Genomic DNA, 20,569 nt, shown 5'->3' with positions numbered 1-20,569 from the left:
TACAAAGCAGGCAGTTAGGGAGCATACTTTGAGTCAACAGCCAGACAAGCAGCAATTTTTAGCCAGCGCTGAGCGTGTCATAACCATCGAAAGTGATGCTGTTAAGCAATTAAAATCACAGCTTAATGATGATTTCGTCACCGCCTGCCAGCGGTTGCTGGATTGTCAGGGGAAAGTGGTTGTTATCGGTATGGGTAAGTCCGGGCATATTGGCGGTAAGATGGCCGCTACTCTTGCCAGCACAGGAACACCTGCTTTTTTCGTACACCCGGCTGAAGCCAGTCACGGTGATCTGGGCATGATCGAAGAGCGGGACGTGGTGATAGCACTCTCCAACTCAGGGGAAACTCACGAAGTCACTTCCTTAATTCCGGTCATTAAGCGGCGCAACATCCCTTTAATCAGCATTACCAGCAACCCGAGCTCCAGTTTAGCAAAAGCGAGTATGGTCCACTTAACGGTTAAAGTCTCTCAGGAGGCATGCCCTCACAACCTGGCACCAACAGCATCCACCACTGCGGTTCTGGCGCTGGGCGATGCCATTGCGGTCACCCTGCTTGAAGCGAAAGGGTTTACGCCAGACGACTTTGCCTTATCGCACCCCGGCGGTAGCCTGGGTAAGCGCCTCTTATTGCAGGTCGAAGATTTAATGCATACTGCGGAAAACTTTCCAACGGTGACGCCAGGTACTCCGATAAAAGATGCCTTACTCGAAATGACAGACAAGCGTCTGGGTATGACAGCAGTACTGGATGCCAATCAAAACTTACTCGGCATTTTCACTGATGGTGATTTACGCCGTGCGTTCGAAAAAGGTGTTGATGTTAACGCAATTATCGAGCAGGTCATGACCAGGGGCGGCAAAACCATTACTGCCGATGCCCTCGCCGTCGATGCCTTTGGACTGATGGAGCAAAACAGTATCACCTGTCTTATCGTGGTCGGTGATGACAACAAGCCTCTCGGCGCCGTCCATATGCATGACTTATTAAAAGCGGGGGTCGTGTAATGATCACGCCACACTATTCGGAAGAACTTCTGAGCAAAGCACGTCGCATCAAGTTACTCATTTGCGATGTTGATGGCGTACTCAGCAATGGGCAGGTTATTATCGGCAACCATGGCGAAGAACTGAAAACCTTCAATATTAAGGATGGCTTCGGCCTGAAGAGCCTCATGAAACATGGCATCGAAGTAGCTATTATCACTGGCCGTAACTCTGAGATTGTCGCAAAGCGTTGTCAGGAATTATCCATTAAACATTATTACCAGGGCCAGCAAGATAAGATTGCTGCTTATGACGAGCTCTGTGAAAAACTTTCCATTCAGCCATCCCAAGTGTGCCATGTTGGCGACGATCTGCCCGACTTACCATTAATGCGTCGTTCAGGCCTTGGTGTTACAGTAGCAGATGGGCATTGGTTTGTTCGTGAGCATGCCGACTGGGTCACCCCAAGCCATGGTGGTTTTGGTGCCGTGCGAGAAATTACGGACATGATTCTGGAGAGTCAGTCAGCTCTGAAACAACTTCATCGGGAGTATTATTAATGACCTTTTTGAAAGGCCGCCAAATTTTATGGTTGTTAGTGCCCGGTACTTTCGTGGTGGCTTTTCTCTGGGATAAATCGGTCGAACAAAAACCTGATTTTGTTACCACCAGCAATAACCCGGATTATTATCTGGTTAACACCTCGACCCTTGAATTCGATGAAAACGGTATACCCACAAGAAAGTTTACCAGTAGCAAAACATCTCATTTCAAAGACATCATGCAAACCCGTATGGAGCAGCCTCACTTTGAAATGCTCTCTCCTGAGCAACGATGGCAGGTAACTGCAAATAAAGCCATTAATAATGAACTCAGTGAGCAATTGGCACTAGACGGTGCGGTAGTGATTGAACTGGAATCCAAGAGTTCACGACCTCCAATTACTCTCTCCATGCCACAACTGAAAATTGATTTTACAACCCAGACCGCTTTTACTGAGTCTGAGGTTGAGTTAAACAACACGATCTTTCGGCAAACGGCCAAAGGCATGACAGCCGACTTGAAAGAAAATATCATTAAATTTAAATCTCAGGTTGTCTCTGAAGAATTATGAAAACATTTATAACCTCACTTATTGGATTCCTGGTTTTGTACAGTCCTTTAACTTCAATCCAGGCAGACGAGTTCGAAAAATCCAAACTTCGTTCGGGAAATTCTTATATTGATGCTTCACAAGAACCTCCAATTATTGTTCATGAAAATAATGTGATTTATGAGCATGGCCAGCTAACCATCCACGCCGATAAATTAATCAAGCAAGGTGAGGATGCGGGAACCATTACTGCCGAAGGCAGCCCGGTCAAGATTCATCATGTTAACGAGCTGGGTGAAACCACCGATATTGAAGCGCCAAGCATCAGTTACCAACAACAGACGGGCGAGCTCGCAGCCGATGGCACGATCCAAATCATACAAAAGTCAAAAGGTGACGAGCTCACTCTGATCGGTAATAAATTACGCGCTAATCAACGTATCAGCAAAGGTTTTAGTTTTGTACTGACTGGCAACCCGACTCAGTTTACTCTGCAACAACCGAACCAAACGGCAATTAAAGCTGTCGCCGATACCCTCCGCTCTAACGGTAAAGATCGCAAGACTCAACTCGTTGGTTCAGTACAACTCAGTCAGGGCTCATCCAATACCTCTGCCGCCATGCTCACATACGATGGAGCGACCAAACGCATTTCTGCCAATCAAAGTGAAGATGGCTCACAACAAGTGGTCACCGAGTTTTATTGGCAGGAAGAGCCAACAACGGACAAAACAGAAACTGAAAAGGCTCTTGAAGAGTCAGAGCAGAAAAACGAAACAGAGACGTCAGACAATAATACTTCCTCAGAAGCACCAAAACAGGATGAGGACAGACAGTAACATGAGCTCACTAAAGGCCTTAAACTTAGCCAAAAGCTATAAAACTCGAAAAGTTGTCGAAAGTGTTTCGCTGGAGGTTGAACAAGGCTCCATTGTTGGCCTGCTAGGCCCGAATGGTGCGGGTAAGACCACCTCGTTTTACATGATCGTTGGTTTAGTCCCCTCTGATGCCGGAAAGATTCTTCTGGCAGATGAAGATATCACTGGTAACGCCATGCATACCCGTGCCCAGAAAGGAATTGGTTACCTGCCGCAGGAAGCATCAATCTTTCGCAAGCTTTCGGTACAGGACAATATTATGTCCATCCTGCAGTTACGCAAAGATTTAACGGATCAGGAGCGTGAAGAAAAGCTGGATGATCTGTTGGCAGAATTCCATATTGAGCATATTCGCTTAAGTCTGGGCATGAGCTTATCAGGCGGTGAGCGTCGTCGTGTGGAAATTGCGCGTGCTCTGGCAAACGACCCCAAATTCATTCTGCTGGATGAACCTTTCGCCGGTGTCGATCCCATTTCGGTCATTGAAATTAAAAGTATCATCATGCAACTGAAAGAACGCGGCCTTGGCGTTTTGATCACAGATCATAATGTCCGCGAAACCTTAGACGTTTGTGAGCGAGCCTACATCGTCGACAGCGGCAACATCATTGCTGATGGAGACACCGACACAATTCTTGAAAATCCGATCGTAAGACAGCGCTACTTGGGAGAACACTTTAAAATGTAATCCTCGTTCTTCTGATGGAGCGTTCAATGGCCTGGACTCTGTTATAAGCTGCTGATTTAGAATATGAAACGCCATGACTTTCAGCGGATAGTGATAACTAAGACAAAACAGAGATATTTCATAAAAAATTACCTCGCTCCCATTGAAAACCGAATGCTAATCCCAAAATCAATAATAAGCCTTGCAAGATTCTCAATCTCAAGGTAACTTGTAATTAAAGGGTCATAAAAGGAATCGATTAGCTTAGTGGTAAAGACAAAACGCCTGACATCTAAAGCCCTCCTCTCTTGGTTCGATTCTAAGCCTAAGAGCCTGATAAAGCATTTTGCTTATACTCAATTACATCAATTCATAACACCCTTTTTCTTACTCAGTAATCTCCAACCGTTTAAAGGAGGTGAAGCATCAAGATATTCCCATTTATACTATCAACTCAACCATTTCGGTTACACAACTCAATTATTACGCGTGGCCCCTTCGCACGTGATCCAAGGTAACTCCCCCCAACGAAAAAAGAGTTACCGATCTATACATTAAATTTATTATAGAAGGATTATTTATTATGCAAATCAATCTAACAGGTCGTCATTTAGAAATTACAGAACCTCTAAAACAATTCGTCGATGAAAAATTCTCAAAATTAGAACGACATTTCGACCATATCAATAACGTTTATGTGATCTTAAGCGTAGAAAAGATTCGCCAGATTGCTGAAGCAACCGTCCATGTCAATGGTGCTGAGATTTTTGCTAACAGTGAATCTGAAGATATGTATGCTGCGATTGATTTATTGATTGATAAATTAGACAGACAAGTGATCAAACACAAAGAAAAGATGAAACGTCACTAGGGTCTGTGGGTCACTCTGAGAACACCTCAGTTGTGTCTAAAATCTCGTCAACCGAGATGTAGGGTGTTAATATTGAGCCTATCACGACTTTGTTTTCTAAGCCGCATTAGCACCCGCCCCCATGCAGCCGTAAGCCAAATGCTTACAACAGTGAGTGACCATATGGTAGCCTCAACCCGGAGGGTTGGGGCTATTTTTCCGTCAAGGTGGTTATACAAAATATAAATATAAATTATTATTAATCACTGATAACGTCTGTCTGGACAAAACAACTCTCAGTAGAGATATTTATGAGTGACCAACAACCCCAACCGATGCACATATTAGACACTATTGCCCCCGAGCGTTGCCAACTCGGGTTACAGGCCTCGAGCCGAAAGAAAGCCTTACAAGTACTCGCCAACATATTCAGCCAGAGTACGGAAAAGCTCGATTCGTTTGAAATTCTTCAGGCCTTAACCGAGCGCGAACAATTAGGCACCACAGCCATTGGGCATGGCATTGCCCTCCCCCATGGACGGCTTGAGAACTGTGAACAACCAATCGCAATCCTCGCCACACTGGATACACCCGTCGACTTTTTTGCCTCGGATAAAGAGGACGTCGATATCATGTTTGCACTATTGATCCCACAAGATCTCGATTTTAGGATGTTGGAAGGTATTACTCTGATCAAGGCCATTTTTGATAATAAAACGCTTTGTGCACAAATAAGAAACGCTCACAATAACGAAGCATTATTTGATATCATTGAACGAGCATTTAAAGAATACAGCGAAAAGGATAAAGCTTAGTGAAACTCGTCATTATTAGTGGGCGTTCGGGATCAGGAAAATCCGTCGTTCTCAAGGCACTGGAAGATGCCGGTTATTATTGTATTGATAATTTACCGCTTAGCCTGACCACCAACGTTATCAACGATCACCTGTTAAAGAATGAAAAAATCGCCATTGGTGTCGATGCGAGAAACCCATCGGCTCTGGCTGACTTTTCTCATCAGATGGAACAAATCAAAATTGCGGCCCCGCAGGCCAGCATTTTATTTATTGATGCCGACGAAAACGTGTTACTGAAACGCTTCAGTGAGACTCGCCGCCGCCACCCATTGACCAAAGAAGGTTATTCTCTACGTGATGCCATTAATCAGGAAAACACCTTACTGGCTCCGATACGGGCTTCTGCCGATCTCGTTATCAATACGTCCGAGTTAACCCCACACGAGTTGCGAGAACGGGTCAGAGAGCGCGTAACGCAAAAGTCAGCGCAACAGATGGATATTCGTCTGGTTTCATTTGGCTTTAAACACGGAGCGCCTAAGGATGCAGATTTTGTATTCGATGTTCGTTGCTTACCTAACCCCTACTGGGTTGAAGAGTTAAGAGACCTGACTGGTAAAGATGCTAAAATCATCGAGTACCTCTCCTCCAGCTCGCTGGTCATGGAATATACCTGGCAGTTGAAGGTCTTTCTAACGACCTGGATCCCAGAGTTCAGCAAACAGGACCGTAGCTATTTTACCTGTGCCATAGGCTGTACTGGTGGTCGCCACCGTTCGGTTTATATGGTTGAAACGTTGGGACACTATCTCCACCAGCATTATCCGAATATTACTGTGGAGCACAGCCGACTTAACAAAATGTAAAACTTATCTAAGCCATAGAGTCGGTATTAGAACAGGCTGGATATGGTTTATGACCTGGGTTAGAATAAGCAATAAAATCAACTACTAACAGGAGTAGCTATGGCTGATAATCCAAACAATCAGACTCGTCAAGAGCAGCTGCAGCTACTAAACTCCGCACTTGATAGTGGCCACCTGATCCCTGTTCGTAACCTGCTGGAAGAACTCCATTCGGCAGATATCGCACACCTGTTAGAATCGACTCCACCTCGAGTACGTAACGTTATCTGGCAACTGCTTGATAGAGAACGTGAAGGTGACGTTCTACAGCACCTGAATGATGAAATTCGTCAGAATTTTATTGAAAACATGCAACCGCAAGAGCTGGCTAATGCGCTGGCTGATCTGGATACGGACGATGTGGTTGATATTTTAGGTGACCTATCGCATAACGTCAGCAACCAGGTGCTACGCTTACTGGACGAACAGAATCGGGCTCTGATCGAGCATGCCCTAACCTACCCGGAAGACACCGCTGGTGGGTTAATGAATATTGATACCATCATGATTCGTCCCAGGGTATCGGTTGAAGTCGTGCTACGTTATTTACGTATTCGAGGCAACATGCCGCCCAATACAGACCACCTGTATGTAGTGAATTCGCGCGATGTACTGATTGGTTCAGTTCCCATCAGTGCGATTCTGACCTGCGATCCAGAAACTTCAATTACCCAGATTGTAGACGAAGAGATGTTCACCATTCCGGCAGAGATGAAAGACACAGAAGTGGCGCAGATCTTCGAACGTCATGATCTGGTGTCAGCCCCCGTGCTGGATAACGAAGGGCGATTATTAGGCCGTATCACCATTGATGACGTGGTTGATGTTATCCGTGAAGAAGCCGATCACTCCTTAATGTCGATGGCTGGTCTGGATGAGCTGGAAGATACTTTTGGTCCGGTGATGGAAACCGCTCGTAAGCGCGCTATCTGGCTAGGCATCAACCTCATTACGGTTATTTTAGCCGCACTGGTGATCGGTTTATTCGAAGAAACCATCGGCAAAGTGACCTTATTAGCCGTGTTATTACCAATTGTCCCCAGCATGGGCGGAATTGCCGGTACCCAGACACTGACGCTGGTCATCAGGGGCATGTCCCTGGGGCATATCAGTGACGGTAACCAATCCTACTTATTGAAAAAAGAATTAGCCGTGAGCGTTATTAACGGTATTTTATGGGCCGTCATTATTTCCAGCCTGGTGTACGCTTTCTCCGTCTATCGCGAGTCCGGTGTCAACCATATGCACCTCGCCATCACGGTTGGTGGCGCCATGCTGTTCAACCTGATAACCGGCGTTCTCAGTGGCGCCAGTATTCCTTTAGTCTTAAAGAAACTCAATATCGATCCTGCCATTGCCGGCGGTGTAGTCCTGACTACCGTCACCGACGTCGCAGGCTTCTTTGCCCTGCTGGGCTTAGCCGCTTATTTCTTTGGATAAAGCACTATATCATCAGCGCCATGAAAGGGCATTGTAAATAGAATTTATACCTTTAAGCTGCAATCGTCATCTTCTCCAGCGCGACGGAGCCGGTTAAGATACTCGAACGCCGATCCACATCGTCGCCAATCGCAACAATGGACTGTAGCATCTGCTCTAAGTTTCCAGCTATCGTAATTTCCTGCACATAATGCTGAATTTCGCCGTTCTCGAACCAGAAACCACTGGCGCCGCGAGAATAATTACCTGTCACAATATTAACGCCCTGCCCCATCACTTCGGTCACCAGCAAACCGGTACCCAATTCTTTAAGTATCGAGTCCAGACTCTGTTTAGCAGATTCAATAGTGATATTATGAATGCCGCCAGCATTGCCTGTCGTTTCCATTCCGAGGCGACGCGCCGAGTATCCACTTAAGAAATACCCATCCAGAACACCGCCATTAACAATAGTACGTTGCTGAGTAGCAACGCCATCACTGTCATAGTTAGCACTGCCCAGACCTTTCAACAGGAAAGGCTCTTCAACGATGCTGATGGATGACGGTAAAATCTGCTCACCTAATTTATCCAACATAAAAGAAGAGCGTTGGTACAAAGCTCCGCCCTTCAGTGCGCCCAGCAAGTGTGACCATAAGCCTCTGGCGACCTCTGGGCTAAACACCACCGGAAACTGTCCTGAGCGGCAACTGCCCTGTGTTAACTTTTTCTCAATACGGTCGGCCGCCATCTGCCCCACTCGCTCAGGCTGCAATAAATCACTAAAGTCTCTGCCCAGAGTGTAATAACCGTCTCGCAGCATTCCCTTATCGGTTTCACCAATCAGAACATTCGACAAACTATAGCGAGTAGTCTGGTTTAAGCCACGAAAACCATGGCTGTTGGCATAAGACGACAGGGAGCGGTGACTGTAAAAATTAGCCCCTTCAGACTGCTTAATATGGTTATGTTTTAGAGCAGATGACTCCGCGTTCTGAGCAACCTGTAGCATCTCCTCAAGGCTCAAATCAAACGGATGATCTAACGATAAGTCTTTAAACTCTGTGGCCATTCTATCTGCGGCGACCAGGCCCGCATAAGGATCTGGCTCGGTATACCGGGCAATGCTACAAGCGGCTTCCAGCCCCTTAAGCGCTGCACTCTCGGTTAAGTCATTAATGGATACCGTCCCTTTTCGCTGTTTAAAGTAAACATTAATCCCTAAGTGACTGTCCTGATTAAACTCCAGCGTTTCCAACAGGCCATTTCTTACCTCAAGGCTGTTACCGATGGTGTTATAGCTCCATACCTCGGCCTGCTCCGCACCCAGTCTGGTTGCTTCGCTCAGCACGCTATCGGCTATAGCCTGCATCAAATCAGAGGTGGTTGACTGCTGTTTGGCAATTTGATTCAAGGTTAATTGTTTATTTTCAACTGGCGACAAAAGTAGCTCCGATAGTTTCTGACAAATAACTTCCCATGCCGCACCATAATATACGGCTCAGCATGCAATTAAAGTTGCTAAAAAACTGCTTTTCAATAGGCGTTACGCTACCACAAATTGGCTGAAAGCGTTATCATAAAAGCAAAGTTTCTGTCGCAACAGCATTATGATTGAGAATTACGAAGATAGTGACGAATTTTCTCATGAAAAGTCGAAGTCACAAATCAAGAAAGAACTCCTTGAGCTGACCGCTCTGGGAGAAAAACTGTCTCAACTCAGCCCTCAACAATGGGAAACTCTGCCGGTATCCAATACCTTCCTTAACGCGCTAAAAGAAGTGCCCAAAATCAATCATCACACAGGATTAAAACGCCACATTAAATTCCTTGGGAAGTTACTTCGCAATGAGGATGTGGATGCTATTGAGCAGCAGCTCGTGTTGAACAACCAGCAGCATACGCTCGAAGTTCAGCGCGAAAAGTTATGTGAGCATTGGCGCGATCGACTGTTACAGGAAGGCGATCAGGCCACTTTTGAACTGCTGCAGGTTGCCCCAAACCTGGAACGCCAGCATTTAAGACAACTTGTTCGCAATGCCACAAAAGAAAAATCACTCAACAAGCCTCCTAAATACCAAAGAGAATTATTTCGCTACTTAAGAGACTTTGCCGAATTTAAGGACGATTAACCGGACTGAGTACCACCGACGGTGAGCTGATCCACTTTCAGGGTTGGCTGCCCCACACACACCGGAACGCTCTGGCCATCCTTGCCACAGATCCCAATTCCCGGATCGAGTTGGCTATCGTTGCCGACCATACTGACGTGCTTCAAAACCTCGGGGCCATTGCCCGCAAGAGTCGCCCCCTTAATAGGAGCAGTCAATTTGCCATCTTCGATCAAATAAGCTTCACTCGCACTAAAGACAAAATTACCCGAAGTGATATCAACCTGACCGCCAGCAAAATTTGGCGCATAAATGCCTTTCTTCACACTGCGAATGATCTCTTCCGGCTCAGACTGTCCCGACATCATTAACGTATTGGTCATGCGCGGCATCGGTAAATGTGCATAAGATTCCCGACGCCCATTACCGGTCGGCGCCTGCCCCATCAGGTGAGCATTATGCTTGTCCTGCATATAGCCTTTCAAAACACCATTCTCAATCAGCACGTTCGACTGAGTGAGCGTTCCTTCATCATCCACATTAAGCGAGCCTCTCTGGTTCTGCAATGTACCGTCATCCACCACAGTACACAGCTCAGAAGCCACCTTCTCGCCTAGACGATTGGCATAGGCTGAAGACCCTTTGCGGTTAAAGTCACCTTCCAGACCATGCCCTACGGCTTCATGCAACAAAACCCCGGGCCAACCATTGCCAAGAACCACCGGCATGGTTCCTGCTGGCGCTTCCACCGCTTCTAAATTGATCAGCGCCTGTTTGACAGCTTGCTCAGCTAGCTGCTCCAGCTCCAGATTAATTAAGTGGTTCCAATTATAGCGCCCACCCATGCCGGCACTGCCACGCTCACGGCGGCTTTCATGCTCCGCCACCACTGTCACATTCAAACGGATCATGGGGCGGATGTCCGCCGCTAAAGTACCATCAATGCCCGCCACCATCATATGCTCATCCGCGGCTGACAAACTGACAATAACCTGCTTCACTTTATCATCCAGTTGGCGTGCTTTTGCATCCAACTGACGTAACAGCGCAATTTTATGCGACGGCTCAACATCGCCTAAGGTTTTCTCTGGCAGGTAAAGACTGCTATCACGAATTGTCTGGTTATAATTCACGGTCTTAGATTGTCCCGCTCGGCTGATACTCGCCGCCGCAGTTAAGGCGTTATCTAAAGCCGTCTGTTCAAATTGGTTGGCATAAGCAAAGCCTGTTTTTTCGCCATCAATACTGCGAATGCCCAGTCCTTTATTTAAATTAAAGCTGGCATCTTTGACCAGCCCATCCTCTAGCTGCCAATACTCCATCACCACTTCCTGCAGAAAAATATCGGCATAATCCTGCTGATAATGGTTTAACGCTTCTACCGCTTTTTGTACTGCATTAACCGAAAGATCGGATTCTTTAAATAAGTGCTGCTCAACACGCCCAAGAATGTTAGTCATTAAATACCTTATAGTTTTCGATGCGTATGGACAGGAAAACGCTTTTTAATGGCCGTAATCTGCCCAACATTTAATTCGTAATTTAAATAGCCGACCTCATCATCCATTGTCGCTAAAACGTCTCCCCAGGGCCCCACAAACATACTGTGCCCATAGGTCTTTCGCTTGTTATCGTGCAATCCCGTCTGATTAGCTGCAGCTACGAAGCACAGGTTTTCAACCGCTCTGGCTTGCAATAATAGCTCCCAGTGTACCTTACCCGTTTGCAGGGTAAACGCCGACGGCGCTAATATCACATCCACATTCTGCTCTTGATAAAGGCGATACAGCTCAGGGAAGCGCAAGTCATAGCAGACAGATAAACCAAACTTAATACCCTTATAATCAAATGTCTCACACTTATCGCCGGCTAAAGTATTCGCCGACTCCGAATACACTTCATCGTCCTTAACGGCGACATCAAACATATGAATTTTGTCATAATGCGTGATGACCTCACCTTGTGGATCATAAACATAGCAACGGGCATAAGGCCTATCCTTAACCCCTGATGCTACGGCCAATGTTCCACCGATGACAGTTACCTGATGGTCCTGAGCAACTTTTTTCATCCAACGCTGAACCTTACCATCACCAGGCTGTTCAACAAAATCCAGCTTCTGCCCATTATATTTTTCCATGAGAGCGAAAGTTTCCGGTAACACCACCATTTCCGCCCCATCGCGTACCGAAGCCTGGATCAGTTCTTGTGCCTGTTGCAGGTTGTCTTCGATAACGCTCGAAGACGATAACTGTATCAGCCCAATGGTAATACAACGAGAGTCACTCATTATTATCCTCCAGCTTGCTCGGCGATTCAGTCGCAGGTTGAGACTTTTCTTCTACTGGCTGCTGAGGCTTGTTTTCCACTTCCGACTCGGGAACTTTTACTTCCTTCGACTTTTTGCTCAGCTCAACCACTGCGGGGTTTGCCAGATCGCCCGAAACCTTATATTCAATACTCACCACAACATCCATTACCGGCTCGAAGATCTTATTGACAATCAGCATAATCAAGCCGGTCGTCGGCTCAATAGCCCAACCTGCCAATACTGGTAAACTGGCTCCCAGCTTTGGCACCACCGTAACATTTTGATCGACCGTCTGCTTAACTAAATCCGTCGAACCTTTGATCCTGACATCTGCAGCCGTGCCGTCGATAAAAACGTCATCACTGTGTACAACGCCATTTTCGATGGTAAAAGCGCCATGCATTTTGTCATAGAAGAAACCGTCTTCAAACAGGTCACTAAAATCCAGCGAGAGGCGCCGCCGAATACTTTGTAACGAGAACAAACTAAAAACTCGAGCCTGTCGATCGCTGAGCTCTTTTACCGCTCCCTCTTCTGTATCTAAGCTAATTTTGCCGTCGAGTTTATCCAGACTGATATCGTGAAACCCACCCGGCCAGGATAAAGCAATACTACCAACAGCTTTGGTAGCTTTTAATCCATCCCCATAACCCCAGCGCTTCAATAAAGCTCCAGTGTCATCGGTCGTAAAACGAATATTAACGGCGCTCTGGTTCCCCTGCCAGAGTCCCTCCAGGTAAGCGTCCAGTTGCCCTTCGATCTGGCTATCGCCTTTCAGCATGACGCCGCCATTTTGCAGCCTCGAGATCAAAGTCAGTTGGCCCGTATCAATGCCATTGATTTGACAACTCAGACACTCTAGCTGCCATTTATCCAGAGCTTCTTTACCTAGCTCAATCTCAGACTCAGCAAGGCGAGAAAAGGGCTGCAGCTCAATATCCAACCGATTAATCGTGACGTGTTTACGTCCATCCGGGAATAGTGTCAAACTGCCGTGACCTTCTCTTGCAGTAACGTTAAATCGGACGCTGTCGTCATCCAATAACGAGTCAGTAAGCGTCACATCATGAAGCGACTGACCGGCAACGGTAAATAAAGCTGCTTTAACGGCGATGTGATCGATCCACTTTGGCCAATAAAAATCCCCTTCTTTTTTAACCTGTAAACTGTTAATCCATTCATAGCTGTGGATCTCAGGGAAGAAGCCCTCGATGGCTACCCCCCGTTGTGGCACCGTTATTGAGCTGGTCGCCAATTCGCCCATCGCAATAACGCCATTAATATCCTGCGGCGTGTCTACACCAAAATCCAGTTGCGCGGAAATGGTGTCCCGGTAAATAGTCCTGGAGTGGATGCGACCATTGGTTTTATAGAGTGTGGTTAGAAAAGAGGTTGCATTATCCTTTGTTTTACTGAGCCAGGATGGCCCGTCGATCAAGGTCCCCTGAAGGTCGCTGCGCACAATCATTGATACCGCCCCCTCAGCATCCTTCCGATAATGCAGGTTGACCGGACTTTGCCCCTCTACCTTTATCGGCAACTGAACTTCAAAAGATGCCATTGCCTTCGCCAGATCAAACATCGACTGGGCATTGATGTTCACCAAATCATCATTCTTGGTATAGTCATCAACCGTAATGTCCAAATCAATAGGACTCTGCCATAACTGAGCTTTGAGTTCCTGCGAATAAGCCCCGCGTTCGGTGTAGTACAAGTTTCCTTGCAAGCGCTCCAGACCAAGTGGGTAAGAACTGAGGGTCAGGTTCTGCCCCTTAAAGTTAACCTCACCGTTGAGGTGTATCTCATCACTGTCATCACTTAAGGCAATCTTTAGATCCAGATTATGATCCAGTTTTCCGGTAAAACGAAGCTGTAACAGCTCTTCACCCAGCCACTGTTGTAATGGGGAAGCTAAAAATAAGTTGCGGTAAGGTTGGTACTCAACCTGATTATCAACCTGAAGCGTTAAGATTGATCCCTTGGTAAATAAAGACTCAATAACACCGTCCACCTGGCCAATATCCACTCCCAGAACCCTTCCCTGTGTAGCCTGGAGCAACAGTCTGTTATTTTCAAAATGAACATTCGCGGATAACCCCGCAACTTTAGGCCACTCACTATCAAACTTAAACTGACTATCCGAAACCTTCGCCTGAATATCAAACTGTCCATCATGCTGCTCATAAGGAAAGTTCTCAATATTGCCCCGCCAGATTAATTTAGCAAAATCGACGGTTCCTCCTACCAATGCTTGGTCCAAAAAGGATAGCGCGTCCTCTTTCATCCTGTTCCGTGGCCAATAACTTTCCAACGCGGCGATATTAATCTCTCGTGCTTCGGCATATAGCGATACCTCAACATCGTCCTCAGTTACTTCAATGTTGCCGTTGGCGAGAACATGAGTGTCAGGATTATCCAGCGTAAACTGGTTGATACTGATAAAAGGCTTTTCTTTAAAACTAACCCAGGCGTCCACCAACAGAGTATCTACCGGGATGTCATTCTTAAACACACCAGGCCAGTGAATGGTTGAATCTTCTGCATTTGCTATAACCGACCAACCATCTTGATATTTATGTAAACGCACTCGTTTTAAAGCAATACCCGGCGAATGCTCTGTTGCCTGAACACTAAAATCGGTCACGGCAGCGCTGCCGCCGATCGGTACCAGTTGTTTGGCACTTTGCCTTGCCTCGATATCTAATGAAACCAAATCCCCTTCCGGGCTGAGCGCGCTCAATTGCTGACGCAACTCTTTCGGCAAAAAAGGAATAGATAATGACGTGAAGTAACCGATAGGCGTATTTTCTGCTTCTAATCGCCATAAGGTATTATCCGCGTCCGCACCGTCTCTGATAACTTTAAAATAACTATTGTATTGTTTTAAGTCGCCAGACTCGGAGCGTTCGACGACATGAAACTTATCGCTGGAAAAAATCGTACGCTGCCCTTCATGCAGGTAATTAATTTCTGCATCTAACTGAGCGACTTGAGACTCTACGCTATCGGCCTGAAACAGGAGACGACCAGAAACTGGAAAGTCATCTTCATAACTGAGCCAAAACTCCGTATCCGCAAGCTCCACAGGGATACCCTGCGGTAGTTCAAAAAACTGACTACTATCGACCAGATCAAAATCCCGCAGCAGTCCATAAATAGTTACAGCACTGTGATCAGAAAACGGCATTCCCTCTGACTCAGCAATAAGTTTCCCCTGCGATGCAAACTCACTCTGGAAATCGACGACTAACTGCCGATGCTGATCCCGCTTCCTGAAACTGAGCTGTGCAACCTGAACCTTCTTCTTCTGCTGCTTCTTTTTAAGGTTTAAGGAAAGGTTTCTAATCTGAACCCGTTCCTGATTAATGACTTCTGGATAACGTTTTAGGAGCAGCTCGATATTAAAAGAGTAGTTATTACCAGTGACTAACTTTTGGGATAGATCAATATCAAGATTAACTGAGTTTAATTCAATTTTTTCGGTAACCAGATAACCTTTGAAAAGGCTTTCCCAAAAGTTAACAACGAACAGACCTTTGCCCGCAGAAAGCTCAACCGTTCCTTTTTCATTACGCCACTCAGCATCCTGCAAGAAAATAGTAGGCTTAAACTTAGACCAGTCAACGTCTAATTGAGTGTAATTAAAATTACCGCCTAATTCGGCTTCGACTAAAGCCGTCATTCGCGACCTGTCTTCAGTCCAATAAGGCAGCGAGAGTTTTAATAAGGAAAGGAATACAACAAAAATGATGACAAGGATCGATACCAACCAAAGAAACTTGGTTACAGCGCGTCTGAAAAATCTAACGAAGGACTTTGCCATCAAATGCCCGGCTACATTAATACAACATCAAACTGCTCTGGCGAATATAAACTTTCGACTTGCAGTTTAATAGGCTTATCAATTTCAACTTCGAGATCGCCAAGACTATTGGCTTCCTCATCCAATAAACAATCCACCACTTCCTGACTTGCCAGAACTAAAAATTTTTGTACGTCATAAGTCCTCGCAGATCGGCTCAGTTCACGAAAGATTTCGTAACAGACAGTCACTGCCGTTTTAACATAACCGCGACCATTACACTGTTGGCATGGTTCACAAAGCAAACGCTCCAAGCTCTCTCTTGAACGTTTACGTGTCATTTCGACCAGACCTAAAGTCGACACTTCCGTTATTTGAGTTTTGACATGATCCTTTTCAAGAAGTTTCTCTAATGTACGAAGCACTTGTCGTTTATGCTCCTCATCTTTCATATCGATAAAGTCGACAATGATGATGCCGCCCAGGTTGCGTAAACGCAGTTGTCGCGCTAACGCCGTAGCAGCCTCAAGGTTAGTTCGGAAAATCGTTTCTTCCAGATTTTTATGCCCAACAAACGCGCCGGTATTAACGTCCACAGTGGTCATGGCTTCGGTTTGATCGATGATCAGGTAGCCACCAGACTTGAGCTGAACTTTGCGTTCCAGAGCTTTTTTGATTTCCTCTTCCACATTGTATAAATCAAAAATAGGCCGCTCGCCCTGATACAGTTCAATACGGCTTTCCATCTCCGGCAAAAACTCCTGGACGAAAGTTCGGATCCGGGACAAGGCTTTGTCATCATCAATCCGCACCCGTTCCACATCATCTTCAAAAATATCCCGCATGATGCGAAGCTCCAGCCCTAAGTCTTCATGAACCAGCCCGGGCGCTTTCACTTTTTTTGATTTATCGGTTATACCATTCCATAGCTTCGCCAGAAACAATGCATCACGCACCAGTTCTTTTTCAGTCGCCCCTTCGGCTGCCGTACGAATGATAAAACCGTTATCCAGTTCCTCATGCTCCTCGAGCAACTCCTTCAGGCGAACTCGCTCATCCTGATTATCAATACGTTGCGAAACGCCGACGTGTTCCGTATCCGGCATTAACACCAAATAGCGCGAGGGGATCGTAATATGAGTGGTAAGACGTGCGCCTTTGCTGCTGATGGGATCCTTGATCACCTGAACAATAATTTTCTGCCCTTCGTGCAGTACCGAAGTGATGTCTGTTTCCTGAGCCTGCTGTTTATCTAAAAGCTGTGAGCCCTCTATCGCCTGCTTACTGCCTTCGGCCTTATCGGTAACGATATCCGCCAGGTGCAAAAAAGCAGCTTTATCATGACCAATGTCGACAAAGGCCGCCTGCATCCCGGGCATAACGCGTTTCACCACGCCCTTATAAATATTACCAACAATACCTCGATTTTCCGTCCGCTCTAAATGAACTTCCTGCAATACCCCATTTTCGACGATAGAGGCCCGCGTTTCCTGCGGGGTAATATTAATTAGAATTTCATCACGCATACCTGTTATCCTTATCCTAACGCATAGCGAATGCCTGCCTGTTCCAACAGCAAACGAGTTTCATAGATCGGCAGTCCAACTACATTGGTATAACTCCCACGAATGGTTTCAACTAAAGCACCACCAAGCCCCTGTATAGCATAGCCGCCTGCTTTCCCTAAAGGTTCTTGCGTCTGACAATAGCGTTCGATTAACTGCTCACTTAACGTAGCGAAAGTTACCTCTGTTTCTACTGTGGTTTGCCACTGCTGCTGTGACGTTGCGATCACCACGCTGGAAAGTACAGTATGCGGCTGGCCACTCAGCCGTTGCAACAGCTCCACGGCATGCTCCAGATCATGGGGCTTCCCCAGCGGCTCACCATCATGAACCACAGTGGTATCAGCGGTCAGTACTGGGAGCTCCTCCCGATGAGCACCGCTTTGTAGTGCAGATAACGCTTTGCCCAGAGCTACACGGGTTACATATTCCCGCGGGCTCTCACCCGTCAACACAGACTCATCAAAGTGATTCGCAACTTGAATAAAGTTAACACCTAGCTGGAGTAACAGCTCCTGGCGACGAGATGAACCCGATGCTAAATAAATAGAGTCGTACGTCTTCGACATCATTAAGCCACCCTGAAATAACGACGTAAATCACGCAACAGAATAAAAAGCCAGGGCCATAACAACATATTGACCATAGCTGAGAACCAATAGGACAGAACACTTTCCGGGCTACCCGTTATGCGTGATAGCCACAGAACCAGAGCCAGATAGATCAAACTAAGGCCACCCATGGTTAATGCCTGTTTCCATATCGGGTAAATCCGGATGCGCTGGAAGTTCAATTGTAAAATAAAAACCAGAATACACAGGCTGAAGCTGTGTAGGCCTAATACAGTCCCCAGCAGTGCATCAAAAACCAGCCCCCAGATAAATGCCCATAACAAACCAATTCGGTGCGGTAGTGCCACCACCCAATACGCTAATACCAGAAATAACCAGTCCGGTCTGAAAGGTTGCCACGATTGTGGTAAAGGAATCACTGTTAAAATAAGCGCAATCAGCAAGCTCAAAACAATAAGCCAGGTTCCGCGCTTTTGTTCATTCTGCATCAGAAGCTCCCGTTTCAGATTCGGTGGCTTGCGAGTTTTGTTCGTTTAAGGGTTCGTTTGGCGACTCGCCCTCAATCGTCTTGGGATCGTGATACGGCCACAGCAGCAACACATGATTCGCCCGATTAATATTCGCCGTTGGTTCAGCCAATATTTCCGCATAAGGTTGCGCACTCTGCCTCACCACAGAGACCACCTTGGCCACGGGATAGCCATCTGGGAATTTTTGTCCAAGACCTGAGCTCAATAGGATATCGCCTTCTTTAATGTCAATCGTATTCGGCAGGTGACGTAAATACAGCATGCGGCCATTACCCTGAGCAATCGCCCGCACGCCATTACGGTCAATTCGGACCGGGATAGCATGCTTTTGATCATTCAACAAAATCATGCGTGAGGTTGAGGTCGACACCTCAACCACCTGCCCCATAATGCCCTCAGCATCGACCACAGGCTGTCCCACGAAAACGCCATCAAAGCTGCCTTTATTTAGCAGCAACTCATTAGCAAACATGCTGCTATCGATGTTCAGAACTTCAGCAATCACACGTTTACCGCGCAAAGTTCGGGACGATCCCAACAAAGAGCGCAGTCGCGCATTTTCAGACTCGAGACCGATTAAACGTTGATTTTGCGCTTTCAGGATCAGCAGCTCATCTTTGAGTCGACGGTTTTCATTAATCAGATCATTGCGACTGACAATATTATTATCAGCCCAGGCTGCCACTTCATTCGGGAGATTCGCTAAAAAATAAATGGGGGCTAGAACAGTGGAAACACCTTTACGGGCACTGCTCAAATAATCGTATCGATAATCAAGCACCATCAAAATAGCAGCCAACACCAGACTCAGTATTAGCTGCAATACCAGCGACGGTCCTTGAGTAAATATATTTTTAATGGTCTACTCCTCAGTAAGAAGTATCTCTCACACGATAAGTCCTCATGACAGGACTTTAGTTTAGCAATTTATTGCCTGTAGATACAAAAATCGGGCCCTATAAGTGCCCGATTTTAATGGACTTTTTACAGTCGACTAGTCGTCTGAGAACAAGTCTCCACCGTGCTCGTCGATAGTTTCCAGAACCTTACCGCCACCTCGTGCGACACAGGTCAATGGATCTTCGGCAACAATAACAGGTAACCCGGTTTCTTCCATCAATAGACGATCAACGTCTCGAATCAAAGCACCACCACCAGTTATTACCATACCGCGCTCGGAGATATCGGCCGCTAACTCAGGAGGCGACTGCTCCAGGACCGTTTTAACCGCGCGGACAATTCCATGCAGAGGATTTTGCAGTGCTTCGAGGATTTCATTGCTGTTAATTGTGAAACTGCGCGGAATACCTTCAGCCAGATTACGGCCACGTACATCCAGTTCACGCACTTCAGTACCCGGATAAGCCGTACCAATTTCATGCTTAATACGCTCAGCCGTCGCTTCACCGATAATGGTGCCGTAGTTGCGGCGGATGTATTCAATAATCGCCTCATCAAAACGGTCACCACCGATGCGGACCGAATCCGAATAGACCACACCATTCAATGACAAAATCGCAATCTCAGTAGTACCACCACCGATATCGACTACCATCGAACCACGCGCTTCATTAACAGGAAGACCGGCACCGACAGCCGCAGCAACCGGCTCTTCGATCAAGAAAACGTCGCGAGCACCGGCACCCAATGCAGATTCTTTAATCGCACGACGCTCAACCTGAGTTGAACCGCAAGGAACACAGACCAGCACTCGTGGGCTCGGACGGAAAAACGTATTGTCATGGACCTTACGGATAAAGTGCTGAAGCATTTTTTCAGTCACTTCAAAATCAGCGATAACGCCGTCTTTCATTGGACGGATAGCGACGATGCTTCCCGGTGTTCTACCCAACATCTTTTTCGCAGCTTCACCAACAGCGGCAATTGATTTCGCGCCACCAGAACGATCTTGACGGATGGCGACTACTGAAGGCTCATCGAGCACAATCCCTTGGTCTCGGACATAAATAAGAGTATTGGCTGTACCTAAATCAATCGATAGGTCAGTTGAAAAAAGGCCACGTAATTTATTAAACATCGAAGGAGGTTTCCCGCTTTAAACTTGTTTTAGTTAAAGTTCA

The 20,569-nt window shown here is 46.5% G+C and carries 19 protein-coding genes; 10 read left to right on the top strand and 9 right to left on the bottom strand.

Going from position 1 to position 20,569, the window contains the following annotated elements:
• The first annotated feature begins 28 nt into the window (after positions 1 to 28).
• From H7708_RS05225 to mgtE, 9 genes are all read left to right on the top strand, one after another.
• Complete coding sequence (locus tag H7708_RS05225; protein ID WP_223669423.1) at positions 29 to 1,009, top strand: KpsF/GutQ family sugar-phosphate isomerase; 981 nt, start codon at positions 29 to 31, stop codon at positions 1,007 to 1,009.
• The gene (gene kdsC / locus H7708_RS05220; RefSeq protein ID WP_223669422.1) at positions 1,009 to 1,548 is read left to right on the top strand and encodes a 3-deoxy-manno-octulosonate-8-phosphatase KdsC; all 540 of its coding nucleotides are present in this window, start codon (positions 1,009 to 1,011) and stop codon (positions 1,546 to 1,548) included. The genes H7708_RS05225 and kdsC overlap by 1 nt, the downstream gene beginning before the upstream one ends.
• Positions 1,548 to 2,102 (top strand): LPS export ABC transporter periplasmic protein LptC, encoded by a 555-nt coding sequence (lptC, locus tag H7708_RS05215; RefSeq protein ID WP_223669421.1) that lies wholly within the window; start codon positions 1,548 to 1,550, stop codon positions 2,100 to 2,102. The genes kdsC and lptC overlap by 1 nt, the downstream gene beginning before the upstream one ends.
• Positions 2,099 to 2,920 (top strand): LptA/OstA family protein, encoded by an 822-nt coding sequence (locus H7708_RS05210; RefSeq protein ID WP_223669420.1) that lies wholly within the window; start codon positions 2,099 to 2,101, stop codon positions 2,918 to 2,920. Before lptC ends, H7708_RS05210 begins: the two co-directional genes overlap by 4 nt.
• A 1-nt stretch (position 2,921) precedes the next feature.
• Positions 2,922 to 3,647 carry an LPS export ABC transporter ATP-binding protein gene (gene lptB / locus H7708_RS05205; RefSeq protein ID WP_223669419.1) on the top strand — a complete coding sequence of 242 codons (726 nt, stop codon included), beginning with the start codon at positions 2,922 to 2,924 and terminating at the stop codon, positions 3,645 to 3,647.
• A gap of 562 nt (positions 3,648 to 4,209) precedes the next feature.
• Positions 4,210 to 4,497: a ribosome hibernation promoting factor gene (gene hpf, locus H7708_RS05200; RefSeq protein WP_223669418.1), complete on the top strand. Its 288-nt coding sequence runs from the start codon at positions 4,210 to 4,212 to the stop codon at positions 4,495 to 4,497.
• Positions 4,498 to 4,787: 290 nt separating this feature from the next.
• A complete protein-coding gene (locus H7708_RS05195) occupies positions 4,788 to 5,291 on the top strand; it encodes a PTS sugar transporter subunit IIA (protein WP_223669417.1) in 504 nt (167 codons plus the stop codon).
• Positions 5,291 to 6,139, top strand: coding sequence for an RNase adapter RapZ (gene rapZ / locus H7708_RS05190; RefSeq protein WP_223669416.1), 849 nt, complete (start codon positions 5,291 to 5,293; stop codon positions 6,137 to 6,139). The genes H7708_RS05195 and rapZ overlap by 1 nt, the downstream gene beginning before the upstream one ends.
• A 99-nt stretch (positions 6,140 to 6,238) precedes the next feature.
• Entirely contained in the window at positions 6,239 to 7,618 is a 1,380-nt protein-coding gene (gene mgtE, locus H7708_RS05185; RefSeq protein ID WP_223669415.1) for a magnesium transporter, read from the top strand.
• A 52-nt stretch (positions 7,619 to 7,670) separates the two neighbouring features.
• Here the strand turns inward: mgtE and pmbA are convergent, their stop codons facing one another.
• Complete coding sequence (pmbA, locus tag H7708_RS05180) at positions 7,671 to 9,041, bottom strand: metalloprotease PmbA (RefSeq protein ID WP_223669414.1); 1,371 nt, start codon at positions 9,039 to 9,041, stop codon at positions 7,671 to 7,673.
• A 166-nt stretch (positions 9,042 to 9,207) separates the two neighbouring features.
• Between pmbA and yjgA the strand changes: the two genes are divergently transcribed.
• Positions 9,208 to 9,729 (top strand): ribosome biogenesis factor YjgA, encoded by a 522-nt coding sequence (gene yjgA / locus H7708_RS05175; protein ID WP_223669413.1) that lies wholly within the window; start codon positions 9,208 to 9,210, stop codon positions 9,727 to 9,729.
• On the opposite strand, the gene tldD is transcribed toward yjgA, so the two are convergent.
• From tldD to H7708_RS05135, 8 genes are all read right to left on the bottom strand, one after another.
• Positions 9,726 to 11,168: a metalloprotease TldD gene (gene tldD / locus H7708_RS05170; RefSeq protein ID WP_223669412.1), complete on the bottom strand. Its 1,443-nt coding sequence runs from the start codon at positions 11,166 to 11,168 to the stop codon at positions 9,726 to 9,728. The genes yjgA and tldD overlap by 4 nt on opposite strands.
• Positions 11,169 to 11,176: 8 nt before the next feature.
• Positions 11,177 to 11,998 carry a carbon-nitrogen hydrolase family protein gene (locus H7708_RS05165; protein ID WP_223669411.1) on the bottom strand — a complete coding sequence of 274 codons (822 nt, stop codon included), beginning with the start codon at positions 11,996 to 11,998 and terminating at the stop codon, positions 11,177 to 11,179.
• Positions 11,991 to 15,842 carry a YhdP family protein gene (locus tag H7708_RS05160; RefSeq protein ID WP_223669410.1) on the bottom strand — a complete coding sequence of 1,284 codons (3,852 nt, stop codon included), beginning with the start codon at positions 15,840 to 15,842 and terminating at the stop codon, positions 11,991 to 11,993. Before H7708_RS05160 ends, H7708_RS05165 begins: the two co-directional genes overlap by 8 nt.
• A gap of 11 nt (positions 15,843 to 15,853) precedes the next feature.
• Positions 15,854 to 17,347, bottom strand: coding sequence for a ribonuclease G (rng, locus tag H7708_RS05155; protein ID WP_223669409.1), 1,494 nt, complete (start codon positions 17,345 to 17,347; stop codon positions 15,854 to 15,856).
• Between the two features lie 11 nt (positions 17,348 to 17,358).
• Entirely contained in the window at positions 17,359 to 17,958 is a 600-nt protein-coding gene (locus H7708_RS05150) for a Maf family protein (protein ID WP_223669408.1), read from the bottom strand.
• Positions 17,958 to 18,446, bottom strand: coding sequence for a rod shape-determining protein MreD (gene mreD / locus H7708_RS05145; protein ID WP_223669407.1), 489 nt, complete (start codon positions 18,444 to 18,446; stop codon positions 17,958 to 17,960). Before mreD ends, H7708_RS05150 begins: the two co-directional genes overlap by 1 nt.
• Complete coding sequence (gene mreC / locus H7708_RS05140) at positions 18,436 to 19,338, bottom strand: rod shape-determining protein MreC (RefSeq protein WP_223669679.1); 903 nt, start codon at positions 19,336 to 19,338, stop codon at positions 18,436 to 18,438. The genes mreD and mreC overlap by 11 nt, the downstream gene beginning before the upstream one ends.
• 144 nt (positions 19,339 to 19,482) lie before the next feature.
• On the bottom strand, positions 19,483 to 20,526 hold the full coding sequence (locus H7708_RS05135) for a rod shape-determining protein (RefSeq protein ID WP_223669406.1): 1,044 nt from the start codon (positions 20,524 to 20,526) through the stop codon (positions 19,483 to 19,485).
• Positions 20,527 to 20,569: the final 43 nt, after the last annotated feature.

The sequence above is a fragment of the Kangiella shandongensis genome (assembly GCF_020005365.1).
In the GTDB taxonomy this organism is placed as follows: domain Bacteria; phylum Pseudomonadota; class Gammaproteobacteria; order Enterobacterales; family Kangiellaceae; genus Kangiella; species Kangiella shandongensis.
The sequence above is the reverse complement of the archived record's forward strand: the minus strand, read 5'-3'. Positions and strand labels throughout refer to the sequence as shown.

Bases quoted from the DNA above. Each gene is read 5' to 3' on its own strand.
- kdsC (WP_223669422.1), top strand. From the start codon at position 1,009: ATGATCACGCCACACTATTCGGAAGAACTTCTGAGCAAAGCACGTCGC.
- lptC (WP_223669421.1), top strand. From the start codon at position 1,548: ATGACCTTTTTGAAAGGCCGCCAAATTTTATGGTTGTTAGTGCCCGGT.
- H7708_RS05210 (WP_223669420.1), top strand. From the start codon at position 2,099: ATGAAAACATTTATAACCTCACTTATTGGATTCCTGGTTTTGTACAGT.
- lptB (WP_223669419.1), top strand. From the start codon at position 2,922: ATGAGCTCACTAAAGGCCTTAAACTTAGCCAAAAGCTATAAAACTCGA.
- hpf (WP_223669418.1), top strand. From the start codon at position 4,210: ATGCAAATCAATCTAACAGGTCGTCATTTAGAAATTACAGAACCTCTA.
- H7708_RS05195 (WP_223669417.1), top strand. From the start codon at position 4,788: ATGAGTGACCAACAACCCCAACCGATGCACATATTAGACACTATTGCC.
- mgtE (WP_223669415.1), top strand. From the start codon at position 6,239: ATGGCTGATAATCCAAACAATCAGACTCGTCAAGAGCAGCTGCAGCTA.
- yjgA (WP_223669413.1), top strand. From the start codon at position 9,208: ATGATTGAGAATTACGAAGATAGTGACGAATTTTCTCATGAAAAGTCG.
- tldD (WP_223669412.1), bottom strand. From the start codon at position 11,168: ATGACTAACATTCTTGGGCGTGTTGAGCAGCACTTATTTAAAGAATCC.
- H7708_RS05165 (WP_223669411.1), bottom strand. From the start codon at position 11,998: ATGAGTGACTCTCGTTGTATTACCATTGGGCTGATACAGTTATCGTCT.
- H7708_RS05160 (WP_223669410.1), bottom strand. From the start codon at position 15,842: ATGGCAAAGTCCTTCGTTAGATTTTTCAGACGCGCTGTAACCAAGTTT.
- rng (WP_223669409.1), bottom strand. From the start codon at position 17,347: ATGCGTGATGAAATTCTAATTAATATTACCCCGCAGGAAACGCGGGCC.
- H7708_RS05150 (WP_223669408.1), bottom strand. From the start codon at position 17,958: ATGATGTCGAAGACGTACGACTCTATTTATTTAGCATCGGGTTCATCT.
- mreD (WP_223669407.1), bottom strand. From the start codon at position 18,446: ATGCAGAATGAACAAAAGCGCGGAACCTGGCTTATTGTTTTGAGCTTG.
- H7708_RS05135 (WP_223669406.1), bottom strand. From the start codon at position 20,526: ATGTTTAATAAATTACGTGGCCTTTTTTCAACTGACCTATCGATTGAT.